Consider the following 18,755-nt stretch of genomic DNA (forward strand, 5'->3'; position numbering starts at 1 on the left):
CCCTATGCCGCCATCGTCGTCGTGCCGTAGGTGATGCCTTTTTCCTTCAGCCAGCGGCGATAGGCGATCGAACTTGCGTCGGCACGTGTCGGAATTTCTGCGCGCGCCTCCATCGGCAACAACACAGGACGCTGGTTTTCGAGGATAATGCGATCCTGCAGGAAGATGAGCTGCTGGAAATTCACCAGCTCGGTCGTCGTCGACACGTCGTCGATCAGGAACATGACCGGGTGGGCGCGGCACCGGTCGGGATCGAGCGGTTGGACGAACAGACAGATGACGTCCCAGCGGTTCGCGGAATTCGGGCAAGTCTTGTAGAGCAGCGTCGTAAACGGCGTCATGACGCGATAGATGTAGTCGGTCATGATACCTCCCGTCGCCGAGAGGGCCGCCTGCGGCTGGAAAAACTGGCAGTTTGTCGCCCAGACCTCGTCCACGTCGCGACGTATCTCGGCATTGTAGTGTCTGACTTCCGTGTGGGGCTCGGCGCCAAGAATATCGGTATGGACGAATGGGAAATGCGCCATGTCGAGGAAGTTCTCGACGATGCGCAATCCCGAGGCGCGCACAGATACCGAGCCGCAATTGACGATACGCCTGTCCTCTTCGTCGGCTTCGGGTAGGGCAAAAAGGCCGCCGGCGGGTTCGCCGAGCGTCGCCCAGACAAGGCCGAAGCGCTTGATGAGCGGCAAAGGCTGCTCGCAGTCCTGCGCCATGACGGTGATCGTGCCGTCTCGTTTGCGGTTCACCGTCAGATTGGTGCCAAGCAAGCGGTTGGCGGATCTGCCAAAGGGAATCTCGCTCTCGGTGTCGAGAGCGTACCATTGATTAAGGGCAGCCTTGTCTGAACACCGGCTCATGAAACGCTCCTCTTTATGGTCCTAAATCCGGTTGATCACAGTTTGATGGCTCGTAGACAATCCGTCCACATCCAAAATTCTAATTTGTCAGCGTACGTCGCGATAGTAGGGCACGCCGATCGCGGCGGGGGCTGCCATGACGAGACGCATGCGTTGCCACGCAAGCACCGGCACGATGATGAAGGCCATGGTGCCGAGATAGGGCAGCATCGAGAGGAAGGCAGGGGCGATCGGCCATCCTCGAGCCTGACCGACAAAGCCGAGAGCGGTGATGAACCCGAAGAGCAGCCCGGAAAGGACGGCGGGGATCGGCCGGTAGCCGGCAAAGATCACCAAGGCAACGGCAATCCAGCCGCGCCCTGCCACCACGCCATCGGACCAGGAGGGAACGAAGGCGAGCGTCAAGTAGGCACCGGCGCCGGCCGCCAGCGCCGAGCCTGCGGTGACATAGACAAAGCGTATGAGGTTAACCGGTATGCCTGCGGCATCCGCCGCAGCCGGATTTTCGCCGACGGCCCGCAGGTTGAGGCCATGCCGGGTCCGGAACATGAGATAACTTAGCGCCACCGGCAGGATGATATAGATGAGGTAGACGAGGATGTTCTGGGAAAAGAAGGCTTTGCCGAGTATGGGAATACTGCTCAATAGGGGGATATCGATCCCCGGAAAAGTTGCCCTCGCCGGCATGCCGGAATAGGCGCGACCGATTGTCGAGGCGATGCCGTTGCCCATCAGGGTGAGTGCCAGCCCGCAGAGAACCTGATTGGCTCGCAGGATCACCGTTGCGAAGGCGAACAGCGCGCCAAACAGCGCGCCGACTGCGAGCGCCGCCAGGAAGCCGACTGTCGGAGACGGGAAGGCCGAGACCGTCGCGATCGCGGTCAGCGCCCCAATCGCCATCAGCCCCTCGACGCCGAGATTGACGACGCCGACGCGTTCGGCCAGCACTTCGCCGAGTGCCGCGAGCGCAAGGACGCCACCCGCCAGGAAGGCTGTGGTGAAGAGGCCGGTCAGAAGGTCCATGGTCGTTCTCCTTCAAGCCCTGTCGCGCGCTATGCGATAATGGGCAAGTTCGTCGCCGATCGCCGTGAGAAAGAGGATGAGACCAGTCATCGCCAGCACGGCGGACGTGGTCAGGCCCTGTGTTTGCAGGATGATGCCGGAGTTGAGGATGAAGGCCATCAGGGCAGCGGAGAATATCACACCGATCGCGGAATTGCGCGCAAGGACGGCGACCATGATGCCGAGGTAGCCGTAATTGTTGGAGATTCCGCCCTGCAGGCGGTGAACGGTGCCGGCCAGTTCCAGCATTCCGGCAAGGCCGGCGATGGCGCCGGACAAGAGCATCACGGTGATAAGATGGCGGCGAGCGGGTATGCCGGCATATTGCGCAGCCGAAGGGTTGGAGCCGGCAAGCCGGACTTCGTAGCCCCAACGCGAGAATGCCAGCACGCCGGCAACGATCAACGCGAGGACAACGGCGATCGGTAGGCCCCAGTGGATAGAGCCCCAGAATTCCGGAATTTCGGCAGACAACCGCGCCGTCGCCGAATTTGCTGTGCGATCCCGCCAAGCGCTGGTCGAGACATAGTAGACCAACAGGATCGCCACGAAGTTCAGCAGCAGCGTGGTGATGAGCTCGTTGACATTGGCGTAGGCCCGCGCCAGCGTCGGGATAAGAATCCAGACGGCGCCGCCGAATAGACCTGCAAGGAACATCACCGGCAGGATCACTACGGGCGGCCCCGGCAGGAACAGGCCGACTGCGGCGGTACAGAAGGCGCCGGCGTAGAACTGACCTTCAGCTCCGATGTTCCAGGCGCCAATCTGCTGCCCGACGGCGACGGAGAGCCCGGTCAATATCAGTGGGATCAACAGAACGCCCAGGTCCTGAAGGCCGAAGCTCGAGCCGAAGCTTGCGTCGACCACCTCGGAGGCAAGTTCAAGCGGATTGGCGCCGCCGATTGCCAGAACGATGCCGGCAAACGCCAAGGCCACGAGGATCGCAGCGATGCGCGCCGCAACGGCTATGGCGGGAGATGCGGACGGCAAACGGTGGAGGCGCCATGTCGGGGCCATGTCAGGCGACCTCGTGGGCTTGGCGGCGCCCGCCCATCAGCAGACCGATCTCATCAATGTCGGCTCTGTCGTTGTCGACGACACCCATGATCTTCCCTTCGTAGAGGACGGCGATGCGGTCGGAGAGGTTGAGAAGCTCGTCAAGCTCCTCGGAAATGAGAACGATACCGGCGCCCGCGTCGCGTAGCTCGACGATATAGCGCAGCATGGTGTTGATGGCGCCAACATCGAGACCGCGGCTCGGATAGGCGGCGATCAGGACGTTGTGCGCGATGCGCATTTCCCGTCGGGCGACTAGCCTCTGCTGGTTGCCGCCGGAGAGATTGCGGATCGGCATGCCGAAATCCGGGATTGCAACATCCGCCGCAGCGGCGATTTCCCTGGCAAGCGCCGTTGCCGCGGTTGGCCGGTAGCTTCCGCCCGAGCAGACCGGTGGTTTCCGGTATTCGCGCATGACCGCATTGACGGTGACGCTGAGTGCCGGCGCCAGCCCGCTGTGCAGGCGATCTTCGGGGATGTGGCCTATGCCACGCTTGGCAAAAGCTTCGGCATTGCTGTTCCTGACTGGTGTGCCGTCGATCAGGAGGTGCCCGGCGCTTGGCGGCCGCATTCCGCTCAGAACCTGGCTGAGTTCGCGCTGGCCGTTCCCCGCGACACCCGCAATACCGACGATTTCTCCGGCATGGACGTCGAGGGAGATGCCATGCAGGGCCTCGTCGCCGGCATCGCTCAGCGCGGAGACGTTGGCAAGGGTCAGCACAGGCCGCTGTGAGATCGGTGCTGCGCCAGTCCTGCGCTGACGCATGTCGGCAAGGACGATGTCGCGGCCGACCATCAGCTTGGCGAGCATGCGCGGATTGCAGTCCGCGGCATTTTCCGTCGCGATCTTGCGGCCGCCGCGCAGGATGCTGATGCGATCCGATATCTCGAGCACCTCATCGAGTTTGTGGCTGATGAAGATGACGGCGTTGCCCTGCGAGGCGAAATCGCGCAGCGCCTTGAACAATTCACGGGCCTCGGCCGGCGTCAGGACCGCAGTCGGCTCGTCGAGGATCAGGACGCGCGCCTGGCGCGCGAGCACGCGCAGGATTTCGACGCGCTGCTGTTCGCCGGTGGAAAGATCGCTGACGCGGGCAGCAGGGCGGGTTTGAAGATTGAATTTGGTTGCAAGCGCCGCCGTCCGTGCTTCGAGCACCTGCCCCGAGGCGCGACGCGGCGTTTCAGACCAGCCGAGATGGATGTTTTCCGCAACGGTGAAGGCCTGAACCAGCTTGAAGTGCTGGTGGACCATACCAATACCGGAACCAATCGCCTGCACTGGGGTTGCAAACGTCTTGGCGTAACCGTCGATGATGATCTGGCCCGCATCCGGCTGATAGATGCCGGTCAATATGTTCATCAGCGTCGATTTGCCCGCTCCATTCTCGCCCAGCAGCGCATGAATTTCACCGGGCAATACATCGAGATCGACGTCTTCATTGGCGATAACGCCCGGAAAAAACTTGGCGATGCCCTTTAGCTGAACAAGAGGTGGAGCGCCCGGAGGGGCCGTGAAGCGTGTCGAGTTTTCACTCATCAAATGGACACCGAAATTTCAACGAGGCTGGACCCGACCAGGGGCGGCGGTCGGGTCCCTGTTTGGTGGCAAAATCGATCAGGTGCTGAGACCTGTGACGCCTTCGACCGACCAGTCCCAATTGTACAGCTCCAAGTCGGTCATCTTCTGCCCAGCTGCCACACGGACCTTGCCGGTCGAATCCTTGATCTCGCCTGCAAAGGGCGACCAGCCGCCGAGGATCTTGTCGCGCACGGCGTCTGCCGCTGCAGTGACGTCCGAAGGCACCTTCTCACCCCATTTGTCGCGATCGACGCCGGAGCCCATCGCGAGCAGGGTATCGGTCGGCGTCCAGGTGCCAGCCAGACGCTTGCCCACCTGATCGACATAGTACTTGCTGAAATCGATCAGGACGGAGGAGACATATGAATTCGGGCCATAGCGCCGGATATCCGTGTTCCACATTGCGGCCCAGACGCCGCGCTTTTCGGCGACCTGCAGGTAGCCCGCTTCATCCATGATGCCGAACAGGAAGTCGCAGCCGTTGTCGATCAGCGCCGTGCCAGCCTGCGTCGCTGCCTGCGGATCGAACCAGGAGTTGATCGCGATGGTCTGCAGCGTCGCATTCGGGTTCACCGAGCGGGCGCCCATCAGAAAGGCGTTGGTCGAGGCGAATACCGATGCGACCGGGAACGAGGCGACGTAGCCGAGCTTGCCGGTTTTGGAGAGATGGCCGGCGGCAACGCCGATGACGTAGGTCGGATACCAGTGGGCCAGATAGTACCAGCCGAGATTATCCATGTCGACGCGGCCATCGCATTCGAGGAAGGCGACGTCGGTGGCCTGCTTGACGACGGCGTGCAGGAAATCGCCGTTCGACGAGGTGTCGAAGATGATGTTGGCGCCTCCGCTGACGAACTGGCGGTAGGTGCGTGTTGCATCGGCGGAATAGGGGATGTTTTCGACTTCGAGAATCTTCTTGAGCTTCGGATAGGCTTGCTTGACCGCAAGCAGCCCCTGATGGTGCGCCCATGTCCAGCCCTCGTCCGAGATCGGGCCGACATGGCCGAAGCCGACGACCGCATCCTCTTCCTTGATCGCTGCAAGCGCGGTGGCGGCACGTGCCTTGGTGGCGAGGCCGGCGGGCAGCATCAAGGACGCAGCACCCGCAGCGCTCATGTTCAGAAATCCGCGGCGGGAAAGCATACGCAAGTCAATCATAGTGTCCCCTTTTTGGTTTGACGCGAAACCGCGCGTCCAGTTTTGTGGCCTCTACGGCTTGTTCAACCAACGCAACAATTATGCCAGTTGCGGCGCGCCGCTCGCCTCGTTGGCGCTCCCCCGTGCTGCAGCCAAGGAGCTGCCGCCCTTTCAAAATCCCTTGAACTTCGCGGCATAGAATGTCTAAAATGCACAAAACTAAAGCATGCATATAATTTATGCGCAATGGCTAATTTTTAGGATGTGGGGTGCAATGTGGAGGCGGTTGGCGGAACTTTCCCGGTATGATCGAAGCAGCGCAATTCGTCTTTCGGGGGCAAATTCAACAGGAGAGCTTCATTGAATTTGCCTTGCACCGGGCGCTCAGACTGGAGCTCGAAATTAACATCGGCGCATGTGATGAAGTCTCCGCCGCGCTCTCAGTCAAGGGGCAGGAAGATCTCGTCGATGCCTTCGAGATGGCCTGCAGCCTGGGGCCCTATGATTGCATCATCCTTGATATCGAGCGGAAGGCGCTAGCATGAACAGGAGAGGACTATGAGACTGGAAGAAGCCTGGGTGCCGGTCGCGCTGTCGTCGTCGATCGAAGCGGCGACCTCGGCGGGTGCTGTTTCGGACGGACGTGAACTGGTCGTCTGGCGCGACAACAGCGGCAATGCCCACGTCTGGGAGGATCGCTGCCCGCATCGGGGCATGCGGTTGAGCTTCGGCTTCGTGCGCGGCGATCACATCGCGTGCCTTTATCATGGCTGGCAGTATGATAGCGCCGGGCAATGCCGTTATATTCCCGCCCATCCGAGCCTCGATGTGCCGTCGACCATCAAGGTCCCGACTTATTTGACCGAGGAAAAATACGGAATCATTTGGGCGACGACTGCTGCGGACGCGGCGCTGCCGGAAGTCGAAGCCGCGCCTGAGGCCGCGCCGGTGCGCAGCCTTTATATTGATTGTCCCGTGGACGGCGTTCTGGCGGCGCTCAAGCAGGCCGGAACCGTGGTCCTTGCCGGAAATGCCGGCGTGCTTTCCTTGAACGGAGACAAGCTCCTGGTTGCCGTTCAGACGGTTTCTCCAGCGAAAACAGCCGTCCATCTGGTCATTCTCGGCGCACCCGCTGTCGATGGTGGCGTGAAGCAGAGGCACTATGCAGGCTGGGCGGAAAATCTCCGCCGCAGCCTTGAAAATATGGCCGAGGTCGCCTGATGTCGGAAATCACGCTCTACAGTTACGAACTGGATGAGAACAGCTACCGCGCTCGGCTGCTGCTTTCAATGCTTGGTCTGCAATGGAAGACGGTCGCGGTCGACATGTTTCCGGGCCGTGAAGAGACCCTGCCGCCGATGTTGGCGTTGAACCCGCGCGGCACGCTACCGGTGCTTGCCGACGGCGATCTGGTACTGGCCGGCACGGAGGCTATCCTCTCCTATCTCGCCAAGGGGTATGACCCGGCAGGCAAGTGGCTGCCGGAAGACGCGGCTGCTTTTGGAAAGGTCGCGATGTGGCTGCATTTCTCGGCAACAGCGCTGGCTCCGGCCTTCGCAGCGCGGCTGAAAGCGCTCTTCAACACCGGGGGTCACGAAACGCATCTTCGCGCCGGCGCCCGCAAGGCCTTGCGCATCATGGATGACCATATGACGCTTCGCCATTTCGGCGGCGCGGAATGGTTCGTGGGCGATGGACCGACCCTTGCCGATCTTACGCTGTTTCCGTCCTTTGCTCTTAGCCGCGACTACGGCATCGACCACGACGAGTTTCCGGCGCTGCGTCGCTGGATCCGCCGCTTCCGCGCACTGGATGGCTTCCGCACCATGCCCGGCATTCCCGATTACCACTGATTGAGGAGCTGGAGATCAGATGACATCGCGGCATTCACGAGGCTTTTCATGACGAGGATTTTCAATCCGCCATCCGTGCGTCGTCCGTTTGGAAATTACAATCACGGCCTGCTGGTGTCCCCCGGGGCTTCGTTGCTGGTTACCTCAGGGCAGCTCGGCATCGGCATCGACGACAGGATCCCGGAAGGTGTCAGCGAGCAGGCGGAGCTTTGCTTTCAGGCAATCGCGTCAATCCTCGAAGATGCGGGCATGAGCTTTGCCGACGTTGTCCGCATATCGGGCTTCGTGACCAGGCGCGAGGATTTCGGCTCCTACATGGCCGTGCGCGACCGCTATACGCTCGACCCCAAGCCGGTCTCGACGCTGATCATCGTCGGCGGCTTTACGCGGCCTGAATTCCTGGTCGAGGTTGAAGTGACGGCTGCAAAGGTGCTGTGAAGGGATGTCTGTTCGCTAGAACCGCTCCATCTGCGCTTTCACCTTCGCCAGAAACCGCACCCTCGTCTCGTCCGTCGAGCGGTTCATGTCGTAGTGGGCGAGGAAGACGACCGGGGCGAAGGGTTTGATCTGCGCACGGATGACCCGCTTGATGATCTTTTTTGGCGGATTGCCAGCGATAAAGGCGCGGAGGGGATCGGCACCGTAGGTCAGGACGGCACCGAGCTTGCCGATATGCTGCAGTCTTGAAGCGACCTTGCCGTTAACCAGTTCGAAGCTGACGCCGGGGAGCCAGACGCGGTCGAAATAGCCTTTCAGGATCGCCGGAAAGCCGAAATTCCACACGGGCGTGCAGATGACGAGAGCCTCCGCTTTCTGCAGGCGTTCCACATAGGGTTTTAGGATTTCCGTATTCTCCGGATAGTCATGGTAGATCACCCGGTCGTGGCGGGAAAGCACGGGATCGAAAGCTTCGGCATAGAGATTGCAATCGTCGACCTCATGCCCCGCAGTCTTCAGGCTGGTCACCGTCTGCCTGTGCAGGGCACCACCGAAACTTTCCTCGACCGGATGCGAATAGAGGACAAGAACCCTCATCATGCCTCCATCATCGCGGCGAGGCCGGGAAAAAGATAGTTCTTGCCGGCGCTGAAGTCGAAATCGGGGTTGTCCCAGGCGATCATCTTGCCGGGATTGAGCAGGCCCTTGGGGTCCGTCTCCTTCTTGAAGGCGAGCTGGACGGCGTCTGTTTGCTTCATGCCGCCTTCCTCAAGCGTATAGCGATGCGGATTGAAGATCGGGCAGCCGTGATCCTGGTGGATCTTGATGATGTCTTCCAGCCGCTCTTCCGTAGTGAAGCGCACCAAAGGCAGGCCGGAACACTGGATCTGGCCGTTGAACCTGATGAATTCGAGATGGCCAGGCACCTCGTCTCCGAAGATCTCGACCATCTTCGCGACCTTGGCGACATGGTCAGGTCCTGGATACTGCACTTGAAGATAGGTGATCGTCGGATCGACTTTCAGCGCGCGCAATGTCGTGTGGTTCCAGGCGAGTTCATAGGCATGTGGAATACCCTTCATGCTCGCGACCGTATCCGAGCGGAAGGTGATCTCGCCCTTCTGCTGGCGGGTGAAGGCGAGAAACGGGTCCATGGCATGCGGCGCGATCATCAGCGCGACCACGGACTGGCCCTCGCGGATAAATGGCTTGTGGCGGCTGAAATAGGCGTATGGGATCGGTGCCGCGATCGGCGCGATCTCCTTGACGAGAATGCCGTTGCAATGGGCAAGAGCATCCGAGTAGCGAACGGCATCCATGAAATCGTCGTAGCCGACCAGCACGTCCACCCAGTCATAGGCAGGCGCCAGCGGCATCTCGATTTCGGTGATGATGCCGTTGGTGCCATAGGCATGGCTCACCTTCGTCAGGTCCCAGCCGGTCAGGTCGAGGACACGCGGCTCGGCCTCCATGGTGACGACGCGGAGCCGCAGGATGTTGCCGAGGTCGCGCAGGCCGCCCCAGGTGATCGAACCGACGCCGCCGGAGCCGCCTGCAATGAAGCCGCCGATCGTCGCGGTCTGGGCGGTCGAAGGGTGAAAGCGCAGTTCCTGGCTGGAATGGGCCTTGGTTTGACGATCAAGTTCGGCAATCACGATACCGGGTTCGCAGATGACGCGGCCGGGATGGATCTCCCTGACCTTGTTCATGTTGGCAAGGTTGAGGACGATGCCGCGCGACAGCGGCATTGCCTGGCCGTAATTGCCGGTGCCCGCCCCGCGCGGAGTAACAGGCACATCATGGGCATAAGCGATCTTCAGCGTGCGGATCACCTCCTCCTCCGTCTTCGGGGTGACGACAAGGTCCGCTGTGACGCTATCGAGCTGGCGCTTGAGCACCGGCGAGTACCAGTAGAAGTCCCGGCTCTTCTGGCGAACCAGCGCCGGATTATCCTCGATGGCGATGCCCTCGAGTTCCTTTTTGATCATTTGGTAATCCGGCATGTCATGCTCCAACCACGGTATCGAGTTCACGGTAGTCCGGCAGGCTGCGGTCGATCATCTTGCCCTTGCGCAGGACGACACGGTCGGACTGCGGGCGAGACAGGAATTCGCTCCAGCGGCGGGCGCTGAAGAGAACCAGATCGGCAGGCCCGCCGGCCGCGATACGGCCGATATCGGGCCGGCCGAGGGTAGCTGCCGGCGAAGTGGTGACGACGCGCGCGGCGGTGTCGAGCGGGTGGTCGAGATGCAAGATACGCACTGCCTCGCGAAAAACCTCGACAGGGTCGAGATCGCCATAGGCATAGAAGGGATCGCGTGTATTGTCCGAGGCGACGGCGGTCGTGACGCCGGCCGCCGCGAGCTCATGGAACAGCGTCACGCCGCGCCAGCGGGGAGTACGGTTCGCTTCGCGATCCTGCAGATACATATTGCACATCGGCAGCGAGACGACAGAAATGCCGGCCTTGGCGACGAGATCGATGGTGGCGCGGGCGACGTCCTCGTCCTGGCGGGCGAGCGAGCAGCAATGGCCGACCGTGACCTTGCCCTCGAAGGTGTTGCGCAGAACGGCCTCGGCAATCGCTTTCAGGGTGAAGACTTCCTTCTGCTTGCTCTCGTCGACATGCAGGTCGATATCAAGGCCGTTTTCGGCAGAAGCGCGGATCAGCTTGTCGAGCTGCCGGTCAAGATCGGGGTTCATCTGGGTGACGCCGCCCATCAGGCCACCGGCGTCGCGTACGACCGCGAGGAGATCGGCAAAATAGACATCGTCCGCCATGAAATCGAGCGGGAATAGCGAGACGGCCTGCAGCGCTATCCTGTCTTTCCAGGCTTCGCGCAGTTCATTGAAGACCTCGAAGGAAATGCGGTGCTGCGGGTCGAGCGAGTCGAGATGGGTACGGATCAGGCTGGTGCCGTGAGCATAGGCCGAGCGGAGCGAGAACTCCATCCGCTTCTTCACGTCGGCGGCAGACCAATTGGCCTCGCGGTCGGCTTTGACTGCCTCAAGCGCACCGGGAAAACTGCCATCAGGATTGGAGCGGCGTTCCCAGATGTGGCCCTTGTCGAGGTGGGTATGCATGTCGACGAAGGTCGGCCACACCATGCCTTCCTTCATGTCGGCCTTGGCCAGCTCTGTCGGTGCCGAGCCAGCCGGCAGCACATCCTTGATAAGGCCGTCGGCGACGACGATGTCGGCCTTGGCGAGCCCCTCGCTCGTAGCACCCTGAAATCCGTCGAGCGTGACGGCCGGAACTGTTGCATTGCTGAGGACGAAGCGCGCCGCATTCGGAGGCGACATGAAAGGATAGGTCATCAGTTTTCCCGTTTGATGCTGCTTTCGTGCCAGCGATGCAGGCTCAGCCACGAAATGAAGGAGGTAAGGGCGAAGATGGCGACGCCGAGGAGCGAAAGCAGCAGCAGGGCCGCAAACAGACGCGGCATGTTCAGCCGGTATTGAGCTTCGAGCAGGCGGAAGGCGAGACCGGAGCCGGCGCCGGCGGAGCCTGCCGCGAATTCGGCGACGACGGCGGCGATCAGTGCCAGACCGCCGCCGATCCGCAGGCCGGTCATGAAATAGGGTTGGGCGGCTGGCAGCTTCAGATGGACCAGCGTCTGCCAGCGCGAGGCACCATAAAGATCGAAGAGGTTGAGTAGGTTGTGATCGACGCTTTTCAGACCCTGCACCATGTTCGACAGGATCGGGAAGAATGCGACCAGAAAGGCGCAGATGAGCAACGCGGCCTGCGTCGATGGCGCATAGACCAGGATGAGCGGCGAGATCGCCACGATCGGCGTCACCTGCAGGATGACGGCGAGAGGATAGAAGGCAATCTCGATCCAGCGTGACTGCACCAGGAAGACTGCAAAGCCGACGCCGCCGATCAGGGCCAGGATCAGCGACACCAGGGTAATCTTGGTGGTGACCCAGAGGGCAGGGGCAAGCGTCCCCCAGTCGGCAAACAATGCCTTGGCGACGGCCAGCGGGCTGGGCAGGATATAGGGCGGGACGCCAGAGACGACGACGCCGATATACCAGGCAAGAGTGAGGACGACGATGACCAGGACGGGCACGCAGATGCGCAGGGCAAGGTCGGCATGTTCGCCGCGGCCAACGGGGAGGTGAGGGGTTTGCGGGTCGGTCGTGCGCATCAATGATCCTCCGAGCCGCCCATCGCCTCAATCAGGGAATATGAGACCTTTTCGCAGGCCTTCCGGTATTCTTCCGAGGTCCGGTAGTGCGAGTCGCGTTCCAGACTTGTGGCCAACGGAAAGTCCGCATGAACGCGGCCTGGCCTCGCCTTCATCACCACGATACGGTTCGACAGGTAGGCGGATTCGAAAACGGAATGAGTGACGAAGACAACGGTGATGCCTGTGGTCTTCCAGAGCTTCAGCACATCGTCGTTGAGTTTCTGACGAGTGATTTCGTCAAGCGCCGCAAAAGGCTCGTCCATCAACAGAAGCTTCGGTTTGGTCACGAGCGCGCGGGCAATGGACACCCGCATCTTCATGCCGCCGGACAGTTCGCGGGGATAGGCATCGGAGAAATCCTGCAGGCCGACGGTCGCGAGCCCGTCCATAATCTGGCTACGGGCAGCGGTTTTTGAAACGCCCCGCAGCTTCAGCGGCAGATGGACGTTGCCGAAGACATTCTTCCAGGGCAGCAATGTGGGTTCCTGGAAGACGAAGCTGATATCGCCTTCCGGCAGCCCCCTCGAATTGATCCGAGAACTCGGCCAGTCGATCTCTCCCGAGGACACGTCGCCGAGCCCGGCGATGATCCTCAGTGCGGTCGACTTGCCACAGCCGGAAGGGCCGAGCAGGCTGATGAACTCGCCGCTCTCGACGGTCAGCGACATGTCGGAAAGCGCCACAGTGCCGCTGGAAAAGACTTTCGAAATCCGCGCCATCGTCACCAGCGCCCGCTTGCGCGGTTCGTTCGCTCTGGTCGTGGTTCGCGGTTCGGATAGGGTCATTGTGGGGATTCTCTGTTGGCAGCATGCGGGATTGCCCTCACCCTGACCCTCTCGCCGCGTTAGAGGGAGAGGGACAAGCATCGCCCTATTTCTTCAACGCCATCCCGACGCTCTTGCAGGCGAACTGCGAGACGTAGGCCTTCTTGTAGTCCGTATCCGGCTTAAAGACTTTGATCTGGACCATTTCATCAAAGAACTTCTTGTAGTGCTCGTCGGTGATGCAGCCTATGCCCTTTTCGCTGGCGTCCCCGGATTCGAGGATGCCGTATTCCTTCATCTTGGCAATGGAATAGGCGATCTGGCCATCCGTCATGTCGGGATTGTCCTTCTTGATCAGCTCGTTGGCCGCCTTGTTGTCACCGTAGAGATAATTGTACCATCCTTCGATCGAGGCGCTGACGAAGCGTTGTACGAGGTCCGGCTTGTCGGCAACCGTCGAGGACTGGGTGGTGATCATCGTCGAATAGGGCGAGTAGCCGGCGTCGGCGAGCAGGAAGACCTTCGGCTCCCAGCCTGTCTGCTTCTGGATCTCGTAGGGTTCCGAAGTCAGATAGCCCTGCTGTGCGGACTGCTTGTCGGCGATGAAGGGCACGGGGCTGAAATTATAAGGCTTGTACTGTTCATCCTTGAAGCCCTGAAAATTTGCCTTCATCCATTCAAAATAGGTGATGTAGCCGTCCTTGCCCATGAAGATCGTCGGCAATTTGGCAAGGTCCGCGAATTTCTCGATACCGGCATCCGGATGGGCGATCAGCACCTGCGGGTCCTTCTGGAAGATGGCGGCGACGTCGACGATCGGGATGCCCTGCTCGACGGCGGCAACCTCTTCCTGTGGGCTGCCCATGTAGAAGTCGATCTTGCCGGCGATCAGCAGCGAGCTGTTGGCTGCGTTCGGGCCACCCTGGACGATGGTGACGTCCAGGCCGTATTTCTTGTAAGTGCCGTCGACAACGGCCTGGTAGAAACCGCCATGCTCGGCCTCGGCCAGCCAGTTCGTGCCGTAGGTGACCTTGTCGAGCGCTGCGGCAGGCTGGGCAATGGCAACAGTCGCCGCCAGGCCCGCGATCGTCAAAAATGCTTTGGTCTTCAATGCATTGGACATGGCCAGCCGTTCCCCTTGAATGTCACGGAACGTCGCCATTGACGCTCCATTTTCTTCATTTGAGCGATTGCCTTGCGCTTTGAAAAGCATCAAAATTCGTGCACAACGATGCCTTTTAGGCATCTGTCTTTCAGTTGTGCCTAAAATGTGCTGACTGCATAAGTTTTACGCAATGAGGTAATGCATGCTGCACTCGCGCAGACTTCTCTATATCAACGAGATTGCTCGTGCCGGTTCGATCCGCAAGGCCGCTGCCCGCCTCAACGTTGCCTCGTCGGCGATCAATCGCCAGATATTGGCGCTGGAAGAGGAGATGGGAGCACCGCTGTTCGAGCGCCTGCCGCGCGGGCTGCGGCTGACGGCCGCCGGCGAGCTCTGCATCGAGCACATCCGCGACGTCTTGAAGAACTACGAGCGCCTGGAGGGACGGATCCGCAGTCTCAAGATGCAGCAGGCCGGCAAGATCAGGATCGTGACAACAGTTGGTCTTGCCTCGGGGCCGTTGCCGGAGATTATCGCCCGCTTCCTGTCCGAGCATCCGCGCGTCTTCGTGCAGCTTCGCAGCGATTCCGGGTCGACGACGATCAGCCCGGTCCTGAGCGGCGAGGTCGATATAGGCCTCGGGTTCAACATCCCGGCGACCCCCGGCATTCGTTCGCTTGGAAATTTCGACATTCCGATCGGCGTCGTGCTGCCGCCGGGACATCGGTTGATCGGCCCCGGCCCGATCAATCTTGCAGACGTCGTGCAGGAAAACCTGGTGCTGGCGCAGCCGGGCACCAGCCTGCGCGACGTCATCAATCTGGCGCTGGCGCGCCTGCCGGTACAGGTTGAGCCTGTGCTGGAAACCAATGCCTCGGAGATGCTGAAACAGCTGGTGAGGTGTGGCACGGGTCTGACATTGCTCAATCCGCTGGATGTCATCACCGAATGCCGGCGCGGTGAGCTCGTCTTTCGACCGATCGCCGAGCCGCATACGCGGCATCAGCCGATGAAGCTCTTTGCCCGCGCGCGGGCGCCGCTCGATGCCGCGACGAGCCTGTTCGTGGAATATCTGCTCGCCGAGCTTGTCGGCCTCGTGCAGGAGCTGCAGGAAAAAGGGCACATCCAGATGACGGCGGAGCGCCCGTTCGCCTGAGGACTACTTCGAATAGAGGTTCGACAGCGGGTAGCGCTTCAGATCCTGCAGTAGTTCAACGAAGCTTGAAACCTGATAACGGCAGATCAGATCGCCCTTTTCCGCCGTGCCGATCGCCGCATTGCCCACGACGCCGTTCGGGTTGAGGTCATGGGCAATCCAGGCCAGCGAGTGTGGCGGCAGCGGCTGCAGGAAACGCGAATTTTCCTTCATCCATTCGGCCTTGGAGCCAAAGTTCTGCGCCTTGTCCATGCGAACGAGGTCGGGCCGGAAATGTAACATCAGTGATGTTTCGACCTCGCCGCCATGGATGCCGTAGCGGCTTTCGTGGTCGCTGATCAAACCGTCCGGCGTGCCGAAGCGCGCCCATTGCGTGCCGACCACCGCCATCTCGTGGCGGACGCGCAGCTCGCGCGCGACGACGCTCATGATGTCGACGTTGCCACCATGGGAATTGACGATGACCATCTTGCGGACGCCTGCTTCGGCCACCTTGGCGCCGATCGCAGTCCAGACCGGAATCAGCAGCTCGGCGGTCAAGGAAAGTGTGCCCGGACCGAAGGCATGCTCGTTGGCCTTGCCGATTTCCTGGGTCGGCAGGACAAGGATGTCGAGATCGTCCGGGCGCTGCCGTCTCAACTCTGCAAGCATGCCGTTGGCGATCGTCACATCTGTCGAGATCGGAAGATGCGGACCGTGCTGCTCGGTGGATGCGATTGGCAGGATGGCTATGGTGGTGTTGGGCGAAAGGTCGGCGAAATCGCCTGTGTTCAACTCGTTCCAATAGAATGGCGTCGCCATGGCCGCGTCCCTTCATGTCTCTGAAGCTATTGACTAGGGAAACTTGAAGCTCGCGAAAAGCATCAATTTGCGCCGGCACCGTTGCCTTTTTGAGGGCGGCCAATTTTGGTGGGCGTGATCAGGACCAGTGCCGTTCATAGTATTTCGGAAAAATATAATGGCATCGCATTTCGAAGATGTGGAATTCAGGTTATAAATCAAAATGTGATCAAGTATATGAAGAATATCTGATAAAATCAAAGTATGTGTCATATTTTTACTTCGATGCGGTCACCAAGCTATCAAGCCTCAGCTATGCAATTGAAGAGGGTCTGTCTGGCAGCGCCGACTCAACACATGCGAGTGAATTTCTCCGCAACTAACGAGGTAATCTAGATATTTCAATGACATCAGCCACTTGCGTGATAAATTCGCAACACAAGTCGGGCCTCGTGATGTCACAATTCGTGTTGGCATATTAAATGTTACAAATCTGTAATGAGCCATTTATAGGGTCCGCCGGGACAGAGGCATGGTGCTTCGCGTCCCCTTCTTAAAGAGGCTAAGCAACCGTTATTATCAGGTTGCTTGGTTTCAATCAGATATCGAACAGGAGTTACTATGACGATCAAGAGCCTTCTCCTCGGCTCCGCTGCTGCCCTGGCAGTAGCATCCGGTGCTCACGCGGCTGACGCTATTGTTGCTGCAGAGCCGGAACCGCTTGAATATGTCCGTATTTGTGACGCTTATGGCGCTGGCTACTTCTACATTCCGGGCACGGAAACCTGCCTCAAGGTCGGCGGCATGGTTCGTACCGAAGGCAAGTGGTATGACGCCTACAACCCGAACAGCCGCGTCGGCACCCTGTGGCATACCCGTGCTCAGCTTTCCATCGATACGGCCTCCGACACCGAATATGGTGCATTGAAGACCAACACGGTTTATCGTTTCGATTGGCAGGAAGGCGCCGCCACGACGTCGAAGCTTCTCTGGGCCAACATCAGCCTTGGCGGTTTCCTGGTCGGCAAGCAGGATTCGCAGTACAACCTTTACATGGGCTATGCCGGCAACGTCATCAACGACGACGTGATCTATGATGGCCCGTACGAACTTAACCAGCTGACCTACAGCTACGATGCCGGCAACGGTTTCACGGCCGTAGCTTCGATCGAAGACACCAATTCCGCTGCTGACGCTTCGAGCTTCGGTGGTGCCTGGCAGACTGCAAAGGGCGATCATTACGCTCCGAACGGCGTGCTCGGCGTCGGCTACAAGGCTGGTATGTTCGCCTTCAAGGTTGTCGGCGGCTACGACTCGATCGTCGAAGAAGGCGCTATCAAGGCTCGTATCGATGCCGACTTCGGCTCGTTCAAGGCTTTCTTGATGGGCGGCTGGAACACGGACGGCGACAAGCTCAACCAGTATGCCGGTTCGAACCTGAACCCATCTGCTTGCCCGGTCGGCCGTGGCGATCTTTGCGGTTGGGGCGACTGGGCTGTCTGGGGCGGCGTAACCGTTCCGTTCAACGACAAGCTGACCGCCAACCTGCAGCTTGCCTACACCGACTCGAAGATCTTCGAAGCGACCGGCAACGTGCAGTTCAAGCCGGTCAAGGGCTTGGTCGTCACGCCTGAAGTGACCTACACCAACTTCGATTCCGTCAACGAAGACCAGTGGGCTGGTATCCTTCGCTTCCAGCGCAGCTTCTAATCTTACCTGGAACTCGTACCTCCGAGTTCGAACGGAAAGGCCCGGTATCCCAGCCGGGCCTTTTCAGTCTGGGAAGTTGCGAGCAGCTTTGGGTTTGCGGGGATTGTCCATTGGGCTGTGGGACCTGTCGCGGTCGCTGCACCATCGGGGGCGGGATCTCGTATCATCGAAGCCTCTGACGCATTCATTGAGCAGGGTCGAGCTAGCCTCTTGCACGCTCGTTACTGCAATCAAGGGAAATGATTGCGCGCCGGAAAAGTCCGAAAGGCACAGGCCGAAATATAAGGCGGTTAACAATACCTTTTTCATCGCCACGATCTCCGTCTCGACGGAGATATAATGCGCTTTTTCAGTACGCGGTTAAAATGTGCATTGGGGTTACAGGCTAATCACTTGAGCCTAGCACCGTTTGACGCCTTGTTTATGCGCCTTTCCAAGGCAAGAGCCCCAATGCTTGTCATCAACCGCATCAATAGTCGTCGTCTTCGTCGTCGTAACGGTCGTCATATTCACGCCTTTGCGGCGCCAATGCCCCGCCGATCAGAGCGCCGGCTGCAGCGCCACCGATGATTTCACCGAGGTGATTGTGGTGGTGATGATCGTTATGATGGTCGTTGCGACTGCTGTCATGGTGGCGATCGTCATGATGGCGATTGTCGTGGCGGCGGTTCGGAATGGGATCGTCTTGAAGATTACCCTTCCAGTCGTGGCCGTGGTCGACGACCTCTATGACAAGTCCGCCGCTCGACCCATTTGCTGACATGGTTGGATATGCATAGGCTGGGCTGACCCCTGAAATCGCTGTGGCGAGGGACAGCGCGGCAATTGCGAAGTTTCTCATAATTCCGTTCTTTCAGTCGTTTCGTAAAGGGGAAACGCTTCGCGCGGACTTTAGTGCCGTGAGCATCGAAATATTGCCTTTTGACAGCGATCACCCGACAAAAGGCCCCGCAGCGGTGCTGCGAGGCCCTTGAAGCCGGCGTAACCGGGAGAGGTGGCGACGCCAGCCTTGTTCGGGGGTCTTATCTGGCCCAGGCGGGCAGCCAGTCGCCATGGGCG

General features: G+C 59.9%; 19 protein-coding genes. 6 read left to right on the plus strand and 13 right to left on the minus strand.

The genetic code is table 11. The features are described from left to right. Window positions 1-2: 2 nt before the first annotated feature. The 5 genes from CPY51_RS10890 to CPY51_RS10910 all read right to left on the minus strand — a co-directional run bounded on the left by CPY51_RS10890 (window position 3) and on the right by CPY51_RS10910 (window position 5,715). A complete protein-coding gene (locus CPY51_RS10890; protein ID WP_111160258.1) occupies window positions 3-860 on the minus strand; it encodes an aromatic ring-hydroxylating oxygenase subunit alpha in 858 nt (285 codons plus the stop codon). A gap of 87 nt (window positions 861-947) precedes the next feature. Then, complete coding sequence (locus CPY51_RS10895) at window positions 948-1,883, minus strand: ABC transporter permease (protein WP_111160259.1); 936 nt, start codon at window positions 1,881-1,883, stop codon at window positions 948-950. Between the two features lie 12 nt (window positions 1,884-1,895). Beyond that, on the minus strand, window positions 1,896-2,939 hold the full coding sequence (locus CPY51_RS10900; RefSeq protein ID WP_111160260.1) for an ABC transporter permease: 1,044 nt from the start codon (window positions 2,937-2,939) through the stop codon (window positions 1,896-1,898). A 1-nt stretch (window position 2,940) separates the two neighbouring features. Continuing rightward, window positions 2,941-4,515, minus strand: coding sequence for an ABC transporter ATP-binding protein (locus CPY51_RS10905; RefSeq protein WP_111160261.1), 1,575 nt, complete (start codon window positions 4,513-4,515; stop codon window positions 2,941-2,943). Window positions 4,516-4,593: 78 nt separating this feature from the next. Further along, on the minus strand, window positions 4,594-5,715 hold the full coding sequence (locus tag CPY51_RS10910; RefSeq protein WP_111160262.1) for a BMP family ABC transporter substrate-binding protein: 1,122 nt from the start codon (window positions 5,713-5,715) through the stop codon (window positions 4,594-4,596). A 284-nt stretch (window positions 5,716-5,999) separates the two neighbouring features. Here CPY51_RS10910 and CPY51_RS10915 point away from each other — a divergent pair, with 284 nt between their 5' ends. From CPY51_RS10915 to CPY51_RS10930, 4 genes are read left to right on the plus strand one after another with little or no spacing between them, the layout of a single operon-like run. Continuing rightward, window positions 6,000-6,239 carry a hypothetical protein gene (locus tag CPY51_RS10915; RefSeq protein WP_244598592.1) on the plus strand — a complete coding sequence of 80 codons (240 nt, stop codon included), beginning with the start codon at window positions 6,000-6,002 and terminating at the stop codon, window positions 6,237-6,239. A gap of 13 nt (window positions 6,240-6,252) precedes the next feature. Continuing rightward, window positions 6,253-6,915 (plus strand): Rieske (2Fe-2S) protein, encoded by a 663-nt coding sequence (locus CPY51_RS10920; RefSeq protein ID WP_111160263.1) that lies wholly within the window; start codon window positions 6,253-6,255, stop codon window positions 6,913-6,915. Next, the gene (locus tag CPY51_RS10925) at window positions 6,915-7,547 is read left to right on the plus strand and encodes a glutathione S-transferase family protein (RefSeq protein ID WP_111160264.1); all 633 of its coding nucleotides are present in this window, start codon (window positions 6,915-6,917) and stop codon (window positions 7,545-7,547) included. The genes CPY51_RS10920 and CPY51_RS10925 overlap by 1 nt, the downstream gene beginning before the upstream one ends. 48 nt (window positions 7,548-7,595) lie before the next feature. Beyond that, window positions 7,596-7,985 (plus strand): RidA family protein, encoded by a 390-nt coding sequence (locus CPY51_RS10930; protein ID WP_111160265.1) that lies wholly within the window; start codon window positions 7,596-7,598, stop codon window positions 7,983-7,985. A gap of 15 nt (window positions 7,986-8,000) precedes the next feature. Here CPY51_RS10930 and CPY51_RS10935 read toward each other — a convergent pair whose 3' ends face one another. The 6 genes from CPY51_RS10935 to CPY51_RS10960 form a co-directional block, all read right to left on the minus strand. Then, window positions 8,001-8,582 carry an NAD(P)H-dependent oxidoreductase gene (locus CPY51_RS10935; RefSeq protein ID WP_111160266.1) on the minus strand — a complete coding sequence of 194 codons (582 nt, stop codon included), beginning with the start codon at window positions 8,580-8,582 and terminating at the stop codon, window positions 8,001-8,003. After that, window positions 8,582-9,988, minus strand: a complete 1,407-nt coding sequence (locus tag CPY51_RS10940) for an FAD-binding oxidoreductase (RefSeq protein WP_111160267.1) — start codon at window positions 9,986-9,988, stop codon at window positions 8,582-8,584. Before CPY51_RS10940 ends, CPY51_RS10935 begins: the two co-directional genes overlap by 1 nt. Before the next feature lies 1 nt (window position 9,989). Beyond that, window positions 9,990-11,303 carry a cytosine deaminase gene (locus CPY51_RS10945; protein ID WP_111160268.1) on the minus strand — a complete coding sequence of 438 codons (1,314 nt, stop codon included), beginning with the start codon at window positions 11,301-11,303 and terminating at the stop codon, window positions 9,990-9,992. Continuing rightward, window positions 11,303-12,139, minus strand: a complete 837-nt coding sequence (locus tag CPY51_RS10950) for an ABC transporter permease (RefSeq protein ID WP_111160269.1) — start codon at window positions 12,137-12,139, stop codon at window positions 11,303-11,305. Before CPY51_RS10950 ends, CPY51_RS10945 begins: the two co-directional genes overlap by 1 nt. Then, entirely contained in the window at window positions 12,139-12,966 is an 828-nt protein-coding gene (locus CPY51_RS10955) for an ABC transporter ATP-binding protein (RefSeq protein WP_111160270.1), read from the minus strand. Before CPY51_RS10955 ends, CPY51_RS10950 begins: the two co-directional genes overlap by 1 nt. Before the next feature lie 85 nt (window positions 12,967-13,051). Next, window positions 13,052-14,068 carry an ABC transporter substrate-binding protein gene (locus CPY51_RS10960; RefSeq protein ID WP_111160284.1) on the minus strand — a complete coding sequence of 339 codons (1,017 nt, stop codon included), beginning with the start codon at window positions 14,066-14,068 and terminating at the stop codon, window positions 13,052-13,054. Window positions 14,069-14,252: 184 nt separating this feature from the next. On the opposite strand from CPY51_RS10960, the gene CPY51_RS10965 reads away from it, so the two are divergent. Beyond that, window positions 14,253-15,206: a LysR family transcriptional regulator gene (locus CPY51_RS10965; protein WP_111160271.1), complete on the plus strand. Its 954-nt coding sequence runs from the start codon at window positions 14,253-14,255 to the stop codon at window positions 15,204-15,206. A 3-nt stretch (window positions 15,207-15,209) separates the two neighbouring features. Here the strand turns inward: CPY51_RS10965 and CPY51_RS10970 are convergent, their stop codons facing one another. Then, window positions 15,210-16,007 (minus strand): creatininase family protein, encoded by a 798-nt coding sequence (locus CPY51_RS10970; protein WP_111160272.1) that lies wholly within the window; start codon window positions 16,005-16,007, stop codon window positions 15,210-15,212. 600 nt (window positions 16,008-16,607) lie between these two features. Here CPY51_RS10970 and CPY51_RS10975 point away from each other — a divergent pair. Further along, window positions 16,608-17,696 (plus strand): porin, encoded by a 1,089-nt coding sequence (locus CPY51_RS10975; RefSeq protein WP_111160273.1) that lies wholly within the window; start codon window positions 16,608-16,610, stop codon window positions 17,694-17,696. Window positions 17,697-18,165: 469 nt separating this feature from the next. Here CPY51_RS10975 and CPY51_RS10980 read toward each other — a convergent pair whose 3' ends face one another. Next, window positions 18,166-18,537, minus strand: a complete 372-nt coding sequence (locus tag CPY51_RS10980; RefSeq protein ID WP_111160274.1) for a hypothetical protein — start codon at window positions 18,535-18,537, stop codon at window positions 18,166-18,168. Between the last annotated feature and the right edge of the window lie 218 nt (window positions 18,538-18,755).

Source organism: Arminella tubonensis (assembly GCF_003240585.1).
Taxonomy (GTDB): Bacteria; Pseudomonadota; Alphaproteobacteria; order Rhizobiales; family Rhizobiaceae; genus Rhizobium; species Rhizobium tubonense.